This is a genomic window from Bradyrhizobium sp. SOJA106, assembly GCF_059448745.1.
This window is the reverse complement of record NZ_CM182549.1, coordinates 1,702,930-1,722,839: the sequence shown is the minus strand read 5'-3', so window position 1 is coordinate 1,722,839 and position 19,910 is coordinate 1,702,930. Positions and strand designations below refer to the sequence as shown.

The following is a 19,910-nucleotide window of genomic DNA, read 5'->3' as shown; positions in this document are numbered from 1 at the left end:
GTCAGTCGGCAACCTTCTTTGATTGCGTCCAACTAAAGTTGGAAAAGCTGCCGTGGTGCACGCGTCAACACTTCTACGCCGGATCGGTCACGCAGATCGTTTCACTGATCTCGTAACCAAATTCCTCTTCTACCCAGTTGCCGATCATCAAGTGGAAGGTCATGTTCGGCTTTAGCTCTGTCATGTCGCCAATTCCGAAGCTTGCTGTCGGCTCTATCCAGGCCGAAGTCTGACTCTCAATACCAATAGCGTAGCCGCAGCGCGACTCCTTCTTGAATCCATGTTTTTCGATCGTGCGATAGACGACTTCGGCGACGTCGCTGCACGTGCGTCCAGGCCGGATGACGTTCAGCGCGGCTTCAATACCGGCAGCATGCGCCTCATGTAGGCGAAGCAGGCGGTCGGATGGAGCGCCAATCGAAAAGCTCCGCATGAGCTCACACATGTACTGGTGGCGGTTACCACTTACTTCCATATCGATCTGCGAGCCGTCACGAAAAACGTCCTCGCTCCATAGAATGTGGGGCGTACAGACGCGCGGCGAGGATTTCATCAAGAGCGGCCGCAATCCAGTCGCAGGTGGCACGCCTTCCGCACCCCGGACCTGCGCCGCCATGATCTCGGCCGCGGCGTCGGCTTCCAGTACGCCAGGCCGAATTACTTCGGCCACCCGAATGACAGCGGCGTCAGCAAGCGCAGCAGCTTGCCGCATTACCTCTACCTCCAGATCGGACTTAACGCCACGGATCCAGTCTACGGCCTTCGTGCAGTCTACGATTGTTGCATTCGGCAATCGCGCTTTGAACTTTTCCGCCGCCTGCGCCGTCAGGTTGCCCAGTTCCAAGCCTATCCGCGGCTCGCAACGCCAAGATCGTGGATAAAATCGATCACCGCGTCAAAGCCATCCCTATCATGCTTGCCGACATAGCTTTCCGATTGATGAAAGGCTCCGGGCGCACACATGCGACGTACTATGAGAGCCGGCTCCTCTTCGCGAGTTGAAACCACAAGCGCGTGCATGGCAAGCATGCGGGTGAAGTTACCGGTCAGGTAAGTGATATTGGCCCAGCTTTTAATGACAAAGGCATCAATGTTGCGCCGCGCCATTTCTGATTTAAGTAAGGCAATGCGGCGAAGATACTCTGACCTAGGAAACGCCTGCGGTGCGTGGAGAAAGGACTAACGAGCAGGCTCCCCCGCCATTAAGAGGAGGGCCTAAACTCCCTGCGCAATATCTCGGAATGAGCTCCCCGAGCGGGAACGGGTCGCAATACCGGAGCTGTTTCTCCCTCGAAAATTGCGCCCGGCGCGATCACGTGCACATCGCCTGCCGGCGTGGACAGCAATATTCGACGCAGATGCGGGTGCTTGGCTACGTCTTCTATCTGGTTCAACCGTCCGTACGCGAGTCCAGCGGCTTCCAGCTCACGCATCGCTTCGTGGCTCGACATGTGCGCGAACCGATCTACCACGATTTCGTCCAAAATGGCCCTGTTGCGGATCCGGTCCATGTTGTCACTGAAATCGGGGTGGCGAATGAGTTCCGGTCGCTTCAGGAATTCGGTGCAAAACTTAACCCATTCGCGATCGTTTTGAACGGAGAAGATGACGTCCTTGCCGTCCGCACAGCGGTACGCCCCATATGGCGCCAGAGACGGATGATTCACGCCCGCACGCGAAGTGTGATAGCCGCCGTAATCAAATTGAAGCACCGGAACATTCATCCAGTCTGCGATGGCGTCAAACAGCGACACCTGAATAGCCGTGCCTTCCCCAGTTCGCTCTCTCAGAAGTAGTGCCTGCAAGATGGCATTGAGAGCGGTCATGCCAGCCGAAATATCACATACAGAAACCCCGACGCGCGCCGGGCCCTCCGCTGTTCCCGTGATCGCACAGAGTCCGGTCTCAGCTTGGACGATCAAGTCATACGCTTTCAAATGCGACAAAGCACCGCCGTCACCGAATCCGGAGATGTCACAGGTTATCAAACGGGGATGGCGCTTCCGCAGATCCGCCGATCCGAATCCGAGCTTTGTGATGCTGCCGGGCTTCAGATTTTGAATGAAGACATCAGCCTGTGCAACCATAGCCTCGAGAACCGAACGGTCTTGCTCGACCGTGAGGTCGAGGCAGATGCTTTCTTTTCCGCGATTTAACCAAACGAAATATGCACTTTGGCCCTGAACGAGTTTGTCGTAATTCCGCGCAAAGTCTCCCTCCGGACGTTCGACTTTAATGACGCGCGCACCAGCGTCGGCGAGGCGGGAAGACGCATAAGGCGCCGCTACAGCCTGCTCGACAGCAACGACGGTGATGCCTTCGAGTGCCTTTCTCATACGGACGCCCCCCCGACATTCTGACGGGAGTTCTGCGACCGGCGGTAGGCAAGAATGGAAAGTAGTCTGCTCTGTTCGTTCCCGACGATTGAAATTCCCTCGTCAACGCCCATCCCGGGTCTTGCGAGCATCATGTCAGCCTGCGTCGCCACCGCAATATTGACTGCGGCTCTTGCTGACAAGTCGGTTTCCGTGCAGCTCCCACCGACGTAGGCCCCAACGCCATTTCTCTTGCAGACCAGCACGGCCCTGGCAGAGTCAGCTATCGAGCCCACGTCAGGCATCTTGATCTGAACTAGATGAGCTGCTTTCGCTTCGGCGAAGAGTCGGATGTCGTCAAGCGTATTGCATTGCTCGTCGACAACCACCCGCGCTTCGGTGCCCCGCCTATCGAGGAGTGCCACGATCTTGGCGTACTCTTCAAGCTGAGCTTCTGTTGATCCATAGTCCGCCGGGCATTCGATATTAATTCGGTATCCCGGCACGTCATCGGCAACGCGCGCGATGAAATCCGCAATCTTCTGCGCCTGCATACCAATCTCGAGCCCGATCCACCCGTACACGTCGAAATGCAGAACAGGATGATACCCCGGCGGGCCGATTTCCCTTGTGCGCTGAACGACCCATTTGACGAAGTCGCGAAACCTCTCGCCGGAAGGGCCGAACTTCTCACGTGAGTTGATCAAGCCGTGCGGAAGCACATCCACCGACTTGAGGATCATCTTATCGACGTTAATTTCCCTGGCATCCCCGCTCTGAGCGTAAATCGGGACCGGCTTCTCAGGCAATGGCAGATCATACTCTGAGCAGATCACTTCGGCCAGTGTTGTCCGCGCAATATGCGCAGCGGCCCGAAGCAACGCTTGGCTCACTCCATATTCAATGGCGAGCGGCAGGCGCTTGTGCTCATGGAATGCGAGAACACGATCGCAGGCACCAATGAAATTGGAGGCGTCACAAGTGAGAAGCCGCGGAATCACCACAGATCTCGTGAGCGCTTCGATCTTGTCGACCTGAAAAACCGGGTCGCGACCGCCTGCGCCAGAATATTGTACGTTCATCATATCGCCCCACACGATCGTATCGTCTGACAGGACGAGGCCGATGCTGAGCGAACGCGAGGGCATGCGGATGGTCGTGAAACCCTGCGTCAGAGGTGCGCCCAGATAGCGAAACCCATCCTGAGAAACGCCGGCGCGTATTGCAGCTTGATCGTCATAGAAGAAGCTTCCGTTCCCGGGAGCCAGAATCACGTCTTTTATCGTAGGAGAGTTTTTCATTGCGCACTCAAATCTAAGCGTTCCGCCATATCCCGAAGAGCCCAGGCCTCATGGTCGCACACGGCATTCCACTAGCCATCCCACATCGGCCGTGGAATTTACGAGCAGCCTTGGCTTCCGCGCATGGACGAATCCGATAAACATCTTAATCGTCCGAGCCACTCTTGCCTGAAGAACACTTTGATTGCTACTTAGGGCCAAGCTCACGGCCAGGTCGTGTGTCGTCTGGATTTTGTCCCCTCATGCGAGAGAAGCAGCTTTAACACCGTTGACGAGCTTCAGGTTCTGGAAGGCCCTCACGCCTTCCACACCACCTTCGTACCCATAGCCGCTTTGCTTGACTCCGGCATTTGGTGCATCGGCAGACACACCCTTGAGGTGGTTCATGCTTACAGCCCCAGCTACAAGTCTGCGGATCATTTGCTTCTGGATTTCCGGAGATTCGGTGAAGAAATACGAAGCAAGGCCATATTCGGTATCATTCGCCTCTGCAATCGCTTCTTCAATTGTGTCAAACGCGGCAACAGTAAGAATCGGTCCAAACGGTTCTTCACGAAGCACCTTTGACGCAGGGTGCACGTTGCTTAGAATGGTGGGAGCCCAATAAAACCCCGCTCGACCAATGCGTGCACCACCGGTTTCAATCTTCGCTCCGCGATCGACAGCATCCTTCGTCAGGCGTTCCATGGCTTCAATGCGTCTCGCATTCGCCATGGGCCCCATGTCCGTCTCAGGATCGTCCGGAGCGCCAACTCTGATCTTTTCTGCCGCGCGCACAAGCCTCGCCAGAAACTCCTTGTAAATCGATCTCGCTACTAGAATACGACTAGGCGCGTTGCAGCTTTGGCCTGCGCACTCAAACTTGTATTCCGATATCGCCCAAGCGGCCTTCGAAAGATCCGCGTCTTCAAAAACCACGACCGGCGAGTGGCCGCCAAGTTCCAGAACGCATCGCTGTAGATTTCCTGCGGCAATTTTCGCGAGTTGTTTGCCGACAGGGGTAGAGCCGGTGAACGACACGCCTCGAACAGAAGGCGAAGCAAGAAGGTGTTCAGAGATCATAGGTGGATTTCCGAAGACCAGACTCACAACACCCGGCGGAATCCCCGCCTCCTGTAAGGCTTCGACCATATAGACACCGGCGCTTGGAGTCTCCTCTGCCGCTTTCAGGATGACCGAGCAGCCGGCCGCGATAGACGCGCCAAGCTTTCGGGCGTTAAGGACTGCCGGGTAGTTCCAAGGCGTGAATGCGGCAACCACACCAATCGGTTCTGGTACGATGATCCTTTTCTCGTCTATCGAATATGGAGCTGACGTTTTCGCAGCGTGCGTACCATTCCATTCGAGCATTTCGACTGCGCGGGCATATTCCCCCTTCGCTTCGGCAACGGTCTTGCCTTGTTCGGTCGAAAGTGCGGCTGCCGCAACGTCGATTCTTCCTTTTAGGATCCTGGCTGCGCGAATGAGAAGCGCCCCCCGTTCTTCGGCCGGCGTACTCGACCACTGCAGCAGACCCGCGTGTGCGGACGTCAACGCATCGTCGAGATCCGTCGCTGAGGCAACAGCAACACGCCCGAACTCATGCCCGTTGGAAGGATTGAGAAGGGGCAGATCAGCGCCGTTACTGCCTAAGCGCCACGCACCGTTGATAAAGAGTTTGTAGTCTATGCTATCGGACATACGTCGTTGCCGCTCTGCCGTTCAGGGTTTGTGTCGTTTTTCGTTTTACGGTCAAGTTACCGCTTGGAGGATAGTCATCGTTGCAATCCGCGCTCTTAAGCCGATTGTATGACCGAGCAGCCCACGACCTGGGCATGTATGCGTCCGATATCCGGATGCGGGGCGCATATCAGCTTTCAGTGCAGGCGACCCAGGAAAGGAGTGACCGAAGTATGCGGTCACTCATTTTCTAGACTTTCTCACCGCCTCGCACGAGCTCATCCATCACTGAGCGCACGGCACTTTCAGTAATCGAAACAATGTCATCAACTTCCGCCTTGGTGGTGACGAGCGGCGGGGCAAAGCCAAGGATGTCACCATGAGGCATGGGGCGGGCAATAAGCCCCCGATCGCGCGCTGCCTTGGAAACGCGAGCACCGATCTTGAGAGACGCATCAAACCGCCTCTTCTTATCGCGATCGGCCACGAACTCGATGGCTCCCATCAGTCCGACCCCGCGCACTTCACCAACGATGGGCAACTGCGCGAACTTCTCCTTGAGCTGGGCTTGGAAATAGGCGCCGACTTCGCGCGCATTGGCAGGAAGGTTCTCTCGTTCCACGATGTCAAGAACGGCGTTTGCAGTTGCGGCACCGATGGGGTGGCCCGAATAGGTGTAGCCGTGCGAAAATGCGCCGACTTGGTCAGCACCGTCTTCCAACACTTTGTAGACTTTGTCACCGACGATCGCGGCTGAGAGCGGGAAGTAGCCCGAAGTCAGCCCCTTCGCGATCGTTATCAGATCCGGCACGATTCCGTAGTGCTCCGAGCCAAACATCGAGCCAGTGCGGCCGAAGCCCGTGATCACCTCGTCGGCGATCAAAAGAACGTCGTGCTTCTTGAGCACGGCCTGGATCGCCTCCCAGTAGCCCACCGGGGGCGGAGTGATACCTCCGGTACCAAGCACCGGCTCGGCGATAAAAGCGCCCACATTGTCCGGACCAAGACGTTCGATGAGTTGGTCGAGCTCACCGGCGCGACGGGCCGAGAACTCGCGCTCGGTCTCCTCAGGATTGCAGCCCCAATAGTAATGCGGAGCGCCCGTGCGCACGATCTGCGGCAGCGGGAGATCCATATAGTCATGGTAGAAGCTCATACCGGTCATCGAACCGGAAAGCACGCTGCAACCGTGATAGCCACGCTCTCGCGCGATGATCTTCTTCTTGTTGGGCTTACCTCGAAGATTGTTGTAGTACCAGACGAGCTTGGCCTGCGTCTCATTGGCATCCGACCCGGACATGCCGTAGAACACCTTACTCATCTTGCCTGGAGCCATCTTGACGAGACGATCGGAGAGGATCGCGAGCTCGTCGGTGGTGTGCGCTGCGTAGCAATGGTAGTACGCGAGGCGGTAAGCCTGACGCGAGATGGCTTCAGCTACTTCGGTTCGCCCATAACCTACATTGACGCAGTACATGCCGGCAAAGCCGTCGATGAGCTGATTGCCATTGGCGTCCTGAATACGGATACCCTTACCAGTTTCGATGATCGTCGGCTCGCCAAGCTTACCGGTCGCAAATTCCTTGAGATGCGTGAAGGGATGCAAGACGCTGCTTTTGTCTTTTTCGCTGATTTGTTTGATATTGATTGCCATTGTGCACCACTCTCTGTTCAAGCTGCGAGGTTCGCAAAGCAGACTATTTTCTCTCAACGAGACCACACGTTGAGACTAACCGCTTGCATCTACCTAGATAGATGAAAGCAAATGGACTTTCAGGCGACGGTCACCTGCACGCCTGCATTTACGCAAGTTCGGCCGCGTGGACCGGCCGGCGTCGCCCCACGTAGCCAGGGCCACGCGTCCGGCAACCGACTCTTCGCCGATCACTGAAATTACGCTGATCACCGCGGAGAAAATTGGCATCTCGCCCGCCGAACGTTCCTTCCCTTTCGACCGAGTCTTCACTTTCTCCAACAAGCACGACAGCCACCACAACGCTTCGTCCGCGCAGCGCTACTCGTTCAGGCGGCGCGGGCACCGGCTGCTGAATAGTTTGAAAGACCATCTATTAAATCCGATGCGCCCCTTTTGTTGAAATGCCTATGCAATCAGGATACTGATGTAACGCACATATTTGCGTCGTATCTCCTGTCGTTCAGAATATTTCCTGCATCGTACAGGCAGTTCGCGCGGCGATTCACCCGAAGGTTGGAGAAGTTATGCAATATGATCGAACAGACGCCCGCATCCTCGAGATCGTGCAAAAAAACAACCGTTTGACATCCGAGGTGATCGGCGAGATGGCGGGACTTTCTGCCACTGCGTGTCAACGACGCCTTAAGCGGCTTCGTTCAGAAGGCATCATTGAAGCCGACGTTTCGATCGTCTCGCCAAAAGCTGTAGGAAGGCCTCTTCAGATGCTTGTGCTAGTGAGCCTCGAGCGGGAGCGCACAGACATAATCGACAGATTCAAGAAGGCCATCAAATCGTCAGCTGAGGTCGTAAACGGATTTTACGTCACCGGCGATGCTGATTTTGTTTTGTACGTCACAGCGCGCACCATGGACGATTATGAGCAGTTCACCCGCCGCTTCTTCTATGAAAATCCAAACATCAAGGGTTTTAAAACGATGGTTATTGTGGACCGTGTCAAGGTCGGCTTTGCAATTCCAATTGAGTCTGCAGATGATTGAGCAAGTATATTCCGCGCATCTTGCCCACAAAGTGGCGCGCTGGTGCACTTTTTCACCGCTCCCTGGCGCAGAACGCGAAAAATCAGCAATCTCGCTGCTGTACTTTCCGCTGATGTCGATGCTTTGAAACGTTTCGTCAGATTCGTGGCTAGCAGCGAGCTTCAACGAGCGACACCGGATCCCGTTCGATGCGACACACGGACTGCGATTCAGATAGACTCACCGTGAACCTCAATGTCACGGTCACAACGTTATGCCATCGGCACAAGCTTCTTTCAACTCAGGCGCCCAACGCTCCAGATGCACCCATATTTGGCCGCAACAATTCTGCTCTGACCACGGGACATTATGGCGGCTCTGGCGGGCAATAGCCCTACTCTGCTCAAGCAGCTTGGAATACTCGGTGTCCTCGATACTTGGAGCGGGAGGTCGATGTCGCTCGCGCGATGAGATAAGTACCTCACCAGATTTGCTTGAGAACTTGGCGCTGCTCTCAAACGCGAAATCTGTAAGCGGCGTTTGGACGGCACTTGCGCCGTTGGTCGCGGTCAAGCTCGACCGAGCAGATCGGATGCGGAAATCAGACAGGAACGGGCGATGTCGAAGGGAATGATCGATCCATCCAGGACACAGACATTCAGCTCCGACGGGATTATCGCACCATTACGCTTTCCGACTTATCGACGCGTCTGGTTCGCGAGCCTGCTCGCCAATCTCGGCATCCTGATGCAAGGTGTCGGAGCGGCCTGGTCAATGACTCAGATGACGTCGTCCGCGGACCAGGTCGCGCTGGTGCAGACGGCGCTCCTGCTGCCGATCATGCTGATTGCGATGCCGGCTGGCGCTATTGCTGACATGCACGACCGACGGATCGTGGCTCTGGTGGCGCTCTCGATTGAGCTTTTCGGCGCAATCGCGCTAGCCATAGTCGAATGGTCAGGTTTCACCACGCCATTTGTGTTGTTGGTGCTTTGCTTTGTGATGGGCAGCGGCATGGCATTGAGGGGGCCGGCCTGGCAATCCTCTGTCAGCGAGCAGGTGCCGCCCGCCACGCTGCCAGCCGCGGTTGCGCTCAACGGGATCAGTTACAATATAGCGCGCAGCTTTGGGCCTGCAATCGGCGGAATTGTGGTTGCGACTGCGGGCGCCGTTGCCGCCTTCGCGCTGAACGCATGCTTCTATCTGCCACTGCTGGGCGCACTGTTCCTTTGGAAGCGTGTCGCCGAGCCGTCGCGGCTGCCGCGCGAACAACTGAGCCGCGCCATTGTCTCAGGCGTACGCTATATTACCAACTCGCCGTCGATCAAGATCGTGCTGACGCGCACGTTCTTAACCGGTATGATAGGCGGTTCAATTTCAGCGCTGATGCCGCTTATCGCGCGCGATCTCTTGCATGGAGGTGCGCAGACCTATGGCCTCATACTTGGCGCCTTCGGCCTTGGAGCGGTTGTGGGAGCGCTCTTCATAGGCGAGGTGCGTAAACGAATGAGCGGCGAGGCAGCGGTGCGTGCCTGCGCCCTGTCGATGGGGAGCGCCATCGCTGCGGTCGCGCTGAGCGATAAGCCGATCATCACCGCGGCCGCTCTGCTGTTGGCAGGAGCGGTGTGGACGACGACGATGACGCTGTTCAACATTGCCGTACAGCTCTCCGCCCCGCGTTGGGTGGCTGGCCGATCGCTTGCGGCCTATCAGGCTGCAATCTCGGGAGGGATTGCGATCGGCAGCTGGGGCTGGGGGCGCCTCACGGATGGCGCTGGTGTTGAGGTCGCGCTGCTGGCTTCCTCGACGCTCATGCTACTCTCTCCACTCCTAGGACTCTGGCTTCGAATGCCCCCCATCAGGGCAAGTGACCAGGATGCCGAGTCGCTCGCCGATCCCGAAATACGGCTAGCGCTCACCCCGCGGAGTGGCCCGCTGGTAGTCGAGATCGAATATCGCGTCTCGCAAGAGAATGCGCGGGCCTTTCACAATGTCATGCAGAATGTGCAGCTATTGCGGCAACGCAACGGGGCCTATGGTTGGTCGATTGCGCGTGACATCGCCGACCCAGAACTATGGACCGAGCGCTATCACTGCCCGACTTGGCTAGACTATTTGCGCCAGCGCAATCGCTCGACTCAGTCGGAGCGCGCGCTGGATCGGCGCGCTTCGGCTTTCCATGTTGGTCCTGACCCGGTACGCGTCCGCCGCATGCTGGAGCGCCCATTCGGATCAGTGCGATGGAAGGAAGACGTGCCCGACCGCACTGCGTCCGAAATGCCGCTCGATAATCCCTAACGTGGCGGCAGATAGCGTTAGCCCTCCGCTGGAGCCAGGACATCTACGGTCCAACCGAGGCGAAACTCTCGGTTGCAAGGCTCTCGGCAGCGAGAGAAACTGATGCGACGACGAGCGTGCGCTCAGACGTCGGACACCGGGTACGCCCGGTTCGCCGTTATGTTCAATCAACATCCCGGTACAAGCTAGCCATCTGTGAACGTGCCCGGCGCCGCTGCTCGGTCCTTAACATGGATTGTGAACACCGGCGCCGACGGCATCGCGGACGGCTTTAGCGAGGGAGAGTGTCGGTTTGGTGCGTACTTGATGCAGTCTGTGACGTTGCCCGGGTTAGATCATCCCGTGGAACTGCACTTCCATGATTTGCGGGGAACCGGGGTGACGCCGTTGTCGGACGCCGGTTGTACTCCTCAGCAAATCGCAACGATCACCGGACATTCGTTGAAGACGGTGCACCGAATATTGGAGCGCTATCTTGCGCGGACCCGCGGCTTGGCCGAGCAAGCGATCTTCAATTTCGAGAACTCACCGCGAACAAAATTTGCAAACCAACTGCAAACCACGCCCGATCCGGAAGAAAAGAAGAACGGCAAAGTCGTTTGATTTCAACGAGGTAAGTGGCGCGCCTGGAACGAGGCGCCCGCCACACATCCTTCCGTTTAAAAATCAGAATAAAATCGCCAACTGCCGAAGTGGCTCGTACCACCCTTTGGGACCACCGGCAATGGCTGACTTTATTGTTTGCCTTTCTGCTGAGACGAAAAACAACGCGTTTCACGCGGCTGCGAACGAACCGTGGCACCTTTTGTACTTCTTCCCGCTGCCACATGGACAAGGTTCGTTTCGTCCGATTTTCCTACCGGTTGAAGCCGCGGGTGGCGATCCTTGTGGTGGGTGCGCGCCCTGCCGCAGGGACATGCCGCCGACGAAGATTGACCCCGCGTGCGCCGGCATCTTCACGTAGGCGGGCTTCAATGTCTTGAGAACCTCATGCGTGATCTGCCTGATGGCGGCGCGCTCAGGTCCGCCCATCGGCCGTTGCTGGCCGTTCTCCACCACTGTCCAATTCATTGAGTTCTGCTTCGATAGCTCCGCGTAGGTGTCATCTAAGGCAGGGTCGATGTGCGCGCCCCCATCTTGGTTGGCGGCGATGAGGATGAGTTGCTTGCGGGTGAGGCTGTTCCCATCTCGGTCTATGAACACAGGAGCAGCCCACCATTGATCGAAGGGCGCCGAGGACGCGATAGGCACATCATCGAGCATGGCCACATACCGCGTCTCAGGAGGCCCCATAGCGATGAATACGAGACCACCGTGTGTCATGAGGTTCGCCGCATCGGCAGGCAGGGCGGTATCAACGAACGCACCATGCCGACGTCCGAGTTGTCCCAACAGCGAGTGCGATTGGGCCGTCTCGTGAAGAAGGACGCGCAGGGTGACGGCCAACCTTTTGGCTTCGTCTTCGTAACCTTGATCGAACGCAGCGGCCGACCGCTTCAGAAATCCAAGCTGCTCTTCAAAGTGCACCTGCAGGTCAGCAGGAGTGATGGCCGTCTTCGTCATTGGGAGCCCCCTCCGAATTGGCTCGACATTTCCAGCGCCTCGCCTCGGTTGCAGCCATCGTACCATGCGCGAGTTCCCTCCCCCTTGTTGTTCCCTACTCTTCCCGCCTTTTCCCCAAGGTCTCACATGGGTCGACCCTCACGAGACATTCACCTGAGACCCAAAAACCGTCTCAATAGGGTTGGCTTCGGAATTTTGAGACGGCATTGTCTCACGGTCTAGGCGGTGTGGACTCTAAGGATTCCCTTTTAGGAGCAAATCAGATTCAAAGCTGCTTTTCGGGAGGCAGTCTTGGGTGTGATGGATCGGCTGGTGTTGAGCGACGCGGCTTGGGAGCGGATGGCGCCGCTGATCATAGGTCGGCCTGACCAGAAGGGCTCGACTGGGCGCGACAATCGGATGTTCGTGGAAGGTGTGCTGTGGATCGTTCGTACGGGCTCTCCCTGGCGTGATCTTCCGGAAGTGTTTGGGGACTGGAACAGCGTGTTCCGGCGCTTCAGCCGATGGAGTGCCAAAGGCGTCTGGTGGCGGATCTTCGAGGCGATGTCCGACGATCCGGACTTCGAATACCTGATTGTCGATTCCACCATTGTTCGAGCCCATCAGCATGCTGCCGGGGCCAAAAAAGGGGGTCTGAAGATCAGGCGATTGGCCGTTCGCGCGGCGGCCTGAGCACCAAGATACATATGGCCGTTCGCGGCTTGGGATGTCCTGTACGGTTCACGATCACCGCAGGCCAGAAGGGCGATGCACCGCAAGCCGCCGAATTGATCGAGGGATTGCCTGCCGAGGTTTTCATGGCCGATACGGCTTATGACGCCGATCACCTGCGCCAAGCCATCGCAGCCAAAGGGGCGCTCGCTGTCATTCCCAACAACCCGTCACGAGCCCTCAAGCATCCGCTCGACAAGCATGTCTATGCCCAGCGCCATCTCATCGAATGCTGCTTCTCAAAGCTCAAGCAATTCCGCCGCGTCGCAACCCGCTTCGAAAAAACCGCACGAAACTACCTCGCCGTCGTCACCCTCGCAGCCATCGTCTTATGGATGCGATAAGTGTCCACACCGCCTAGCGCCTAACGAGACAAAAGGGACGGTCGTGGTCGAGTAGCTCGGCCATTTGGCTTTGCCCTCACAGATCCGGGCAGGCGGCTTTCCCGCACCCGGCTCTTCCCGAGGGTAACCCGCGTCATATCCGCGCCTGCGCCCATGTGCGAGTGATGCGTGGAGTTGGCAGGCGGAAGCGTGCCGTCAGGGTCTCGAACTCCGGCCAGCTCATGCGCCGACTTTTCTGGCTGCGCCGTCTCAGACAACGCAGCCAGGTTCGACGCACTTCGCGGTAGAAGCCGTTGAGCGCTGGATAGTTGTGCGGCCTGCCATAGTAGCCGTAGTGCCCGCGCAGAACGGCGGCGAACCACTCGTACTGCGTGGCCAGTGGCGCGTGCATGAACCGCCAGGCCTCCTGGCGCAACGCCGTCAGCTTGCGCGTCAGGCGTTTCCCTTCCGTCTTGTGCTTCACGATGAACCGGCCATCTCGGGTCCGCCCGCAGTAGTGGGTAAAGCCGAGGAAGGCGAAGGTCTCTGGCCGCCGCTCGCCCCGCCGCTGACGCGAGGGGGCCGCGAACCGGCCAAACTCGATCAGCCGCGTCTTGTCCTCATGAAGCATCAGGCCGAAGCCGGCCAGCCGCGCCTTGAGGGCCAAGAGCATTTCCTGCGCATCGGCCTTGCTCTCGAAGCCCATGACGAAGTCGTCCGCGTAGCGCACGATCACGATACGACCGCGTGCGTGGCGATGACGCCATTTCTGGGTCCAGAGATCGAGGATGTAGTGCAGGAAGATGTTGGCAAGGAGCGGGCTGATGCCCGCCCCTTGCGGCGTGCCCCTGTCCGTCTCTTGCTTCTCGCCGCTCTCAAGAACGCCGGCTCGCAGCCACAGTCCGATGAGCTGCAAGATGCGAGGATCGGCGATCCTGTGCGCCACCATCCGCAACAGCCACTCGTGGTCGACCGAGTCGAAGAAGCTACGTATGTCGGCATCGAGCACCCAGTTCACGTGCTGGCTCATGATCGCCGTATGCAGAGCATCAAGCGCCATGTGAGGATTCCGCCCCGGCCGGAAGCCATAGGAGAACCCGAGGAAGTCGGCCTCGTAGACGGCGCTCAGCACCTCGGCCACCGCGCTTTGGACAATCTTGTCCTCGAGCGCCGGCACGCGAGAGGCCGCTTGCCGCCATCGGCTTTGGGGATGTAGACGCGCCGCACCGGCTGTGGCCGGTAACGACCGGTGTGGACTCGTCCGCAGAGGTCGCGGAGGTTATCCGTCAGCCCCTCTTCGTACTTCGCCACCGTCACCCCATCGACCCCCGCGCTGGCCTGCCGCTTCTGTCGTCGAAACGCCCGAAGCAGAGCGGCTTCATCGACATGGTGCAGCAGAGCCGTGAACCGGGTTTGGGCAGCCTGCTTGGCTGCCGCGTTCACCCGCTTGAGGTTCGGCGGCAAGGTAACCCGGCTCTGTGTCCGGACCCTGGCCTCCTCGCGCAGGCTCCCCTCGGGCTGGTCCCTTCCCTCCATGCGTCTCGTTACCTTCGACGACTTCACAGGTAGTATGGACCAGTCCGACTCCCGACCTCAGCTCGAACAACGGCTCTGGCAGTGCCTTGCCGCTGTCCCCCGCTGGAGACCAATCCAGCGGATCCGGTCGGGCCTCTCATGTTCCGATGATTACCTTCCGTGCGTGATGCGGCCATCGACCCCGACGGAGCGGCATCGTCTCGCGTATCGACGATGCTCATGCAGCCTTCGTGCTTAGGGAACACACTCGGCCTCCGCGAACATCCACCTTTCGAGGCTCATTCCCGCACCCCGCACGACTCCTGTCTACACCTCGGACCCCAGCGTTGCCGCGACGCCCGCAAGACTCGGTCCCGGCTTGCCTGCTACGGCTTTGGCCGGATGGGACTTGCACCCACAAGCAATCATCAGCTTGGCATGACGTACTCCCCAGTGATGGTGTAGCTCGGTAGAGCGAAGCCGTCCGCACGCGCGCCCTCAGATAGCGCCGTAGCGGGTGGACGGCTTTGCGGTGGTCACCGGCAATTCGCCGGTAGGGTCGGGTTGCTGACACCAACCTGATTCGAGGAACCACCGATGACCGACGAGATGATGAACCTTCGCGCGCTCGTGGAGAAGGCCCCAGACGCCGATCTGCTTCGCGAGATGATTGGCTTTGCCGCCCAGCGATTGATGGAGCTGGAGGTCGCCGGGCTGACCGGAGCGGCCTACGGCGAGAAGAATGCCGAGCGCCTTGCCCAGCGTAACGGCTACCGTGACCGGACCTGGGAGACGCGCGCCGGCGCGGTCGAGCTGCGCATTCCCAAGCTGCGCAAAGGAAGCTACTTCCCGGGCTTCCTGGAGCCGCGTCGGATGGCCGAAAAGGCGCTCACCGCGGTGGTGCAGGAAGCCTATGTGCAGGGCGTCTCGACCCGATCCGTCGATGATCTGGTCCAGGCCATGGGCATGACTGGCATCTCCAAGAGCCAGGTGAGCCGACTATGTGCCGAGATCGACGACAAGGTGAAGGCCTTCCTCGCCCGCCCGATCGAGGGTGACTGGCTGTATCTGTGGATCGACGCCACCTACGTGAAGGTGCGCCAGAATGGCCGGATCGTCTCGGTCGCGGTGATCATCGCGGTCGGCGTCAATAGCGACGGCCGGCGTGAAGTTCTCGGCATGGACATCGGTCCCTCGGAGGCCGAGACGTTCTGGACCGCGTTCTTGCGCAAGCTCGCTCGGCGCGGGCTTCGTGGCCTCAAGCTCGTGATCTCCGATGCGCATGAGGGCATCAAGGCCGCCGTCAGCAAGGTGCTCAACACCGCCTGGCAGCGCTGCCGCGTCCACTTCATGCGCAACGTCCTGGCCCATGCCGGCAAGAGCGGAAGACGCGTCGTCTCCGCCTTCATCGCCACCGCCTTTGCCCAGGACGATGCCGAAGCGGCCAGGGCTCAGTGGCGCAAGGTCGCCGACCAGCTCCGTCCCAAACTGCCAAAGCTCGCCGTCTTCATGGATGAGGCCGAGCCAGACGTGCTCGCCTATATGAGCTTCCCACCTCAGCACCGTGCCAAGCTGCATTCGACGGATGAGATGGACAAGCGATTTTTAATGATCGCCCCGATGACGATTGGGGAAATCGCGTCCATTCTTTTGTTCGGCCGCGGCGGGGGCATTCTTCCGTCCCGGCCACCGATCTCGCGGCCGCCGCGCGCAGGGTCGGTCAAGGCTGGCCGCGTTTGCGGCCACCGCACGGCTTGGCCTTGACCGGCCCGAGCACGGCGGCATGCTGGCGTGGAACGGGACTGCATTCCTGGCTGGCACTTGCCGTCAGCGGCGGTTATGGTTGTCGGGCGCGGGCGACCTCGTGGCGAAGCGTGACGCATCGGCTGAAAGCGTCACCGGACTGCCTATTTTGTCCTGCCGAGCTGAGGCGCCCGCGCGCCGGGTTTTGGCCGCCGCGGTTTCCATTGCGACACCATTCGTTCGTAGTTTCGCTCCGCCTGGGCGGCAATCAACATCTCACGGTTGCGCAGCGCCGCGATGTTGTAGGCATAGGCTGGTCCGCGCCGGCTGCCCTTCTGTTGCGGATGTCCAGCTTGAAGTTGCATTGCGCGGGTCTTGTTGGCGACCAGCGCCGGACGCGCCCACAGGTAATCCTCGCCCTTCGTCAACAAATGCCAGCAGAGCACCGTGAGCTTGCGAGCCACGGCCACCGCGGCGACCTGATGGCCACGCCGGGCGCGAATCCGCACGAAAAAAGCATGCAGTGGACCGGGCGCCTTGGCCGCGGCCCAGGCGGCCTCGACCAGCATGGCGCGCGCGTGACTGCGGCCGATCTTGCTGATGCGACCGTGATGGGCGGCTCCCAGTCCCGACTGCCGCACCCGCGGGTTCAGCCCGAAATAGCTCACCAGCTTCTGCGGGCTGTTGAACCGGCTGATGTCGCCGATCGCCGCCACGATGCCGGCGGCGACCGCCAGATTGACGCCGGTGATCGTCATCAATCTGTTGACCGCGAGATCGTCGATGGCGTCCTGCGCGATCTCACGGTCGAGCAGAGCCAGGTCTTCCGCCAGCCGGTCAAGCTCACGGACATGCCGATCGATGGCCGCGCGCTCATCGTGCGGCAGCTGTTGGGCCCCCAACCACGCCCGGCCGCGGGCGTTGAAAAGATCGGCATGCGGACACTTCGGGATTAGGTGCGCGTGCAGGATCGAATGCACCTCGTTCTTGAGCCGCGTGCGATGCCGCACGACCTGGTAGCGCCGCGCCACCAGCCGACGCTTGCGTTCGGTCTCCGCGTCAGGCGTCCAGATCTGCGGCAGGTACCCGGCCGCCTGCAGACTGGCGAGCGTGCCGGCATCGATCTTGTCGGTCTTAACGTGAGCCTGGGCGATCGCCTTCGCCTGCAGCGGATTGGCGATAATCACCCGTGCCACGAACGGCGCCAGAACCCGCGACACCGCCATGCTGTTGGCAGTCGCTTCGACCACCACCTCAGCACTGGCCAGCAGGGTCTTGCCAAATCCCTCCAGCGCAGTCCGCGTCATATCGATGCGGCCCGCATGTCGGAGCCTGCCGTCCTCCCAAAACACCACCTCGCCGAAAGTTCGGTGGACGTCGATGCCAATCACCCGTCGCATTCGCACCTCCTGTCAGACATATGACGGGAGCTGCGGGCGACACGACAACTACGGATTCGCGCTCCCAGCGCAACCGGGCGAGTCGCAGAGGCGGCCAGCTACTAACTCGAGCTCTCGGCTCATCGAATAACATCGGCCTGCCCGCACTTCGTGCTCCCGGTGCCTCTGTCCCGATGGTCGCACCATACGCCACGATGTAGAACACCGCAGCGGGAACGTTGGCACCGAGACATCTCATACCGGTTACACAATCCGATCGAGCGCCTCAACGGCGAGATCAAGCGGCGGACCGAGGTGGTTGGCATCTTCCCAAATGAAGACGCCATCGTTCGCCTGGTCGGCGCGATCCTGCTCGAGCAGAACGACGAGTGGGCGGTTCAGCGGGCCCGCTACATGACGCTGGAAACCATCGCGCCGTTGAGCGATGATCCCATCGTCGGCTTGCCCGCCGTGGCAGGCTGATGCCTTCCGACCCGCCGGAAAATCGGCGGTGACCTGCCGTCAGCTACACCACGCCATGGGAGTACGTCATGCCAAGCTGATGATTGCTTGTGGGTGCAAGTCCCATCCGGCCAAAGCCGTAGCAGGCAAGCCGGGACCGAGTCTTGCGGGCGTCGCGGCAACGCTGGGGTCCGAAGTGTAGACAGGAGTCGTGCGGGGTGCGGGAATGAGCCTCGAAAGGTGGATGTTCGCGGAGGCCGAGTGTGTTCCCTAAGCACGAAGGCTGCATGAGCATCGTCGATACGCGAGACGATGCCGCTCCGTCGGGGTCGATGGCCGCATCACGCACGGAAGGTAATCATCGGAACATGAGAGGCCCGACCGGATCCGCTGGATTGGTCTCCAGCGGGGGACAGCGGCAAGGCACTGCCAGAGCCGTTGTTCGAGCTGAGGTCGGGAGTCGGACTGGTCCATACTACCTGTGAAGTCGTCGAAGGTAACGAGACGCATGGAGGGAAGGGACCAGCCCGAGGGGAGCCTGCGCGAGGAGGCCAGGGTCCGGACACAGAGCCGGGTTACCTTGCCGCCGAACCTCAAGCGGGTGAACGCGGCAGCCAAGCAGGCTGCCCAAACCCGGTTCACGGCTCTGCTGCACCATGTCGATGAAGCCGCTCTGCTTCGGGCGTTTCGACGACAGAAGCGGCAGGCCAGCGCGGGGGTCGATGGGGTGACGGTGGCGAAGTACGAAGAGGGGCTGACGGATAACCTCCGCGACCTCTGCGGACGAGTCCACACCGGTCGTTACCGGCCACAGCCGGTGCGGCGCGTCTACATCCCCAAAGCCGATGGCGGCAAGCGGCCTCTCGCGTGCCGGCGCTCGAGGACAAGATTGTCCAAAGCGCGGTGGCCGAGGTGCTGAGCGCCGTCTACGAGGCCGACTTCCTCGGGTTCTCCTATGGCTTCCGGCCGGGGCGGAATCCTCACATGGCGCTTGATGCTCTGCATACGGCGATCATGAGCCAGCACGTGAACTGGGTGCTCGATGCCGACATACGTAGCTTCTTCGACTCGGTCGACCACGAGTGGCTGTTGCGGATGGTGGCGCACAGGATCGCCGATCCTCGCATCTTGCAGCTCATCGGACTGTGGCTGCGAGCCGGCGTTCTTGAGAGCGGCGAGAAGCAAGAGACGGACAGGGGCACGCCGCAAGGGGCGGGCATCAGCCCGCTCCTTGCCAACATCTTCCTGCACTACATCCTCGATCTCTGGACCCAGAAATGGCGTCATCGCCACGCACGCGGTCGTATCGTGATCGTGCGCTACGCGGACGACTTCGTCATGGGCTTCGAGAGCAAGGCCGATGCGCAGGAAATGCTCTTGGCCCTCAAGGCGCGGCTGGCCGGCTTCGGCCTGATGCTTCATGAGGACAAGACGCGGCTGATCGAGTTTGGCCGGTTCGCGGCCCCCTCGCGTCAGCGGCGGGGCGAGCGGCGGCCAGAGACCTTCGCCTTCCTCGGCTTTACCCACTACTGCGGGCGGACCCGAGATGGCCGGTTCATCGTGAAGCACAAGACGGAAGGGAAACGCCTGACGCGCAAGCTGACGGCGTTGCGCCAGGAGGCCTGGCGGTTCATGCACGCGCCACTGGCCACGCAGTACGAGTGGTTCGCCGCCGTTCTGCGCGGGCACTACGGCTACTATGGCAGGCCGCACAACTATCCAGCGCTCAACGGCTTCTACCGCGAAGTGCGTCGAACCTGGCTGCGTTGTCTGAGACGGCGCAGCCAGAAAAGTCGGCGCATGAGCTGGCCGGAGTTCGAGACCCTGACGGCACGCTTCCGCCTGCCAACTCCACGCATCACTCGCACATGGGCGCAGGCGCGGATATGACGCGGGTTACCCTCGGGAAGAGCCGGGTGCGGGAAAGCCGCCTGCCCGGATCTGTGAGGGCAAAGCCAAATGGCCGAG

At 59.8% G+C, this 19,910-nt stretch carries 13 protein-coding genes and 3 pseudogenes; 7 read left to right on the top strand and 9 right to left on the bottom strand.

All coding sequences use genetic code 11. From position 1 onward, the window contains the following. Positions 1–73: 73 nt before the first annotated feature. From AC5V87_RS07865 to AC5V87_RS07840, 6 genes are all read right to left on the bottom strand, one after another. On the bottom strand, positions 74–844 hold the full coding sequence (locus AC5V87_RS07865; RefSeq protein ID WP_495370540.1) for a M24 family metallopeptidase: 771 nt from the start codon (positions 842–844) through the stop codon (positions 74–76). Positions 845–846: 2 nt separating this feature from the next. Beyond that, positions 847–1,107: an aminopeptidase P family N-terminal domain-containing protein gene (locus AC5V87_RS07860; RefSeq protein WP_495370539.1), complete on the bottom strand. Its 261-nt coding sequence runs from the start codon at positions 1,105–1,107 to the stop codon at positions 847–849. A 95-nt stretch (positions 1,108–1,202) separates the two neighbouring features. After that, positions 1,203–2,336: a CaiB/BaiF CoA transferase family protein gene (locus AC5V87_RS07855; RefSeq protein ID WP_495370538.1), complete on the bottom strand. Its 1,134-nt coding sequence runs from the start codon at positions 2,334–2,336 to the stop codon at positions 1,203–1,205. Continuing rightward, positions 2,333–3,616, bottom strand: coding sequence for a methylaspartate ammonia-lyase (locus tag AC5V87_RS07850; protein ID WP_495370537.1), 1,284 nt, complete (start codon positions 3,614–3,616; stop codon positions 2,333–2,335). Before AC5V87_RS07850 ends, AC5V87_RS07855 begins: the two co-directional genes overlap by 4 nt. Before the next feature lie 240 nt (positions 3,617–3,856). After that, the gene (locus tag AC5V87_RS07845) at positions 3,857–5,296 is read right to left on the bottom strand and encodes an aldehyde dehydrogenase family protein (protein WP_495370536.1); all 1,440 of its coding nucleotides are present in this window, start codon (positions 5,294–5,296) and stop codon (positions 3,857–3,859) included. Positions 5,297–5,525: 229 nt separating this feature from the next. Further along, positions 5,526–6,929: an aspartate aminotransferase family protein gene (locus AC5V87_RS07840; RefSeq protein WP_495370535.1), complete on the bottom strand. Its 1,404-nt coding sequence runs from the start codon at positions 6,927–6,929 to the stop codon at positions 5,526–5,528. Between the two features lie 566 nt (positions 6,930–7,495). Here AC5V87_RS07840 and AC5V87_RS07835 point away from each other — a divergent pair. From AC5V87_RS07835 to AC5V87_RS07825, 3 genes are all read left to right on the top strand, one after another. After that, positions 7,496–7,969 (top strand): Lrp/AsnC family transcriptional regulator, encoded by a 474-nt coding sequence (locus tag AC5V87_RS07835; protein WP_456840653.1) that lies wholly within the window; start codon positions 7,496–7,498, stop codon positions 7,967–7,969. Between the two features lie 609 nt (positions 7,970–8,578). Next, a complete protein-coding gene (locus AC5V87_RS07830; protein WP_495371850.1) occupies positions 8,579–10,246 on the top strand; it encodes an MFS transporter in 1,668 nt (555 codons plus the stop codon). Between the two features lie 237 nt (positions 10,247–10,483). Continuing rightward, the gene (locus AC5V87_RS07825) at positions 10,484–10,849 is read left to right on the top strand and encodes a hypothetical protein (protein WP_495370534.1); all 366 of its coding nucleotides are present in this window, start codon (positions 10,484–10,486) and stop codon (positions 10,847–10,849) included. Between the two features lie 171 nt (positions 10,850–11,020). Here the strand turns inward: AC5V87_RS07825 and AC5V87_RS07820 are convergent. Then, positions 11,021–11,104 (bottom strand): annotated as a pseudogene (locus tag AC5V87_RS07820) (SEC-C metal-binding domain-containing protein); the annotation flags it as partial. A gap of 996 nt (positions 11,105–12,100) precedes the next feature. Here AC5V87_RS07820 and AC5V87_RS07815 point away from each other — a divergent pair. Then, a protein-coding gene (locus AC5V87_RS07815) for an IS5 family transposase (protein WP_495370533.1) occupies positions 12,101–12,864 on the top strand; the annotation gives its coding sequence in 2 pieces (ribosomal slippage) (positions 12,101–12,436 and positions 12,439–12,864; 762 coding nt in all). Positions 12,865–12,997: 133 nt separating this feature from the next. Here AC5V87_RS07815 and AC5V87_RS07810 read toward each other — a convergent pair. Further along, entirely contained in the window at positions 12,998–14,020 is a 1,023-nt protein-coding gene (locus AC5V87_RS07810; RefSeq protein ID WP_495370532.1) for a reverse transcriptase domain-containing protein, read from the bottom strand. Positions 14,021–14,955: 935 nt separating this feature from the next. On the opposite strand from AC5V87_RS07810, the pseudogene AC5V87_RS07805 reads away from it, so the two are divergent. Continuing rightward, positions 14,956–15,957 (top strand): annotated as a pseudogene (locus AC5V87_RS07805) (IS256 family transposase); the annotation flags it as partial. Between the two features lie 308 nt (positions 15,958–16,265). Here the strand turns inward: AC5V87_RS07805 and AC5V87_RS07800 are convergent. Further along, the gene (locus AC5V87_RS07800) at positions 16,266–17,483 is read right to left on the bottom strand and encodes an IS110 family RNA-guided transposase (RefSeq protein ID WP_495371849.1); all 1,218 of its coding nucleotides are present in this window, start codon (positions 17,481–17,483) and stop codon (positions 16,266–16,268) included. A gap of 258 nt (positions 17,484–17,741) precedes the next feature. Here AC5V87_RS07800 and AC5V87_RS07795 point away from each other — a divergent pair. Further along, positions 17,742–17,963 (top strand): annotated as a pseudogene (locus AC5V87_RS07795) (transposase); the annotation flags it as partial. A gap of 846 nt (positions 17,964–18,809) precedes the next feature. Next, the gene (locus AC5V87_RS07790) at positions 18,810–19,832 is read left to right on the top strand and encodes a reverse transcriptase domain-containing protein (protein WP_495370532.1); all 1,023 of its coding nucleotides are present in this window, start codon (positions 18,810–18,812) and stop codon (positions 19,830–19,832) included. Positions 19,833–19,910: the final 78 nt, after the last annotated feature.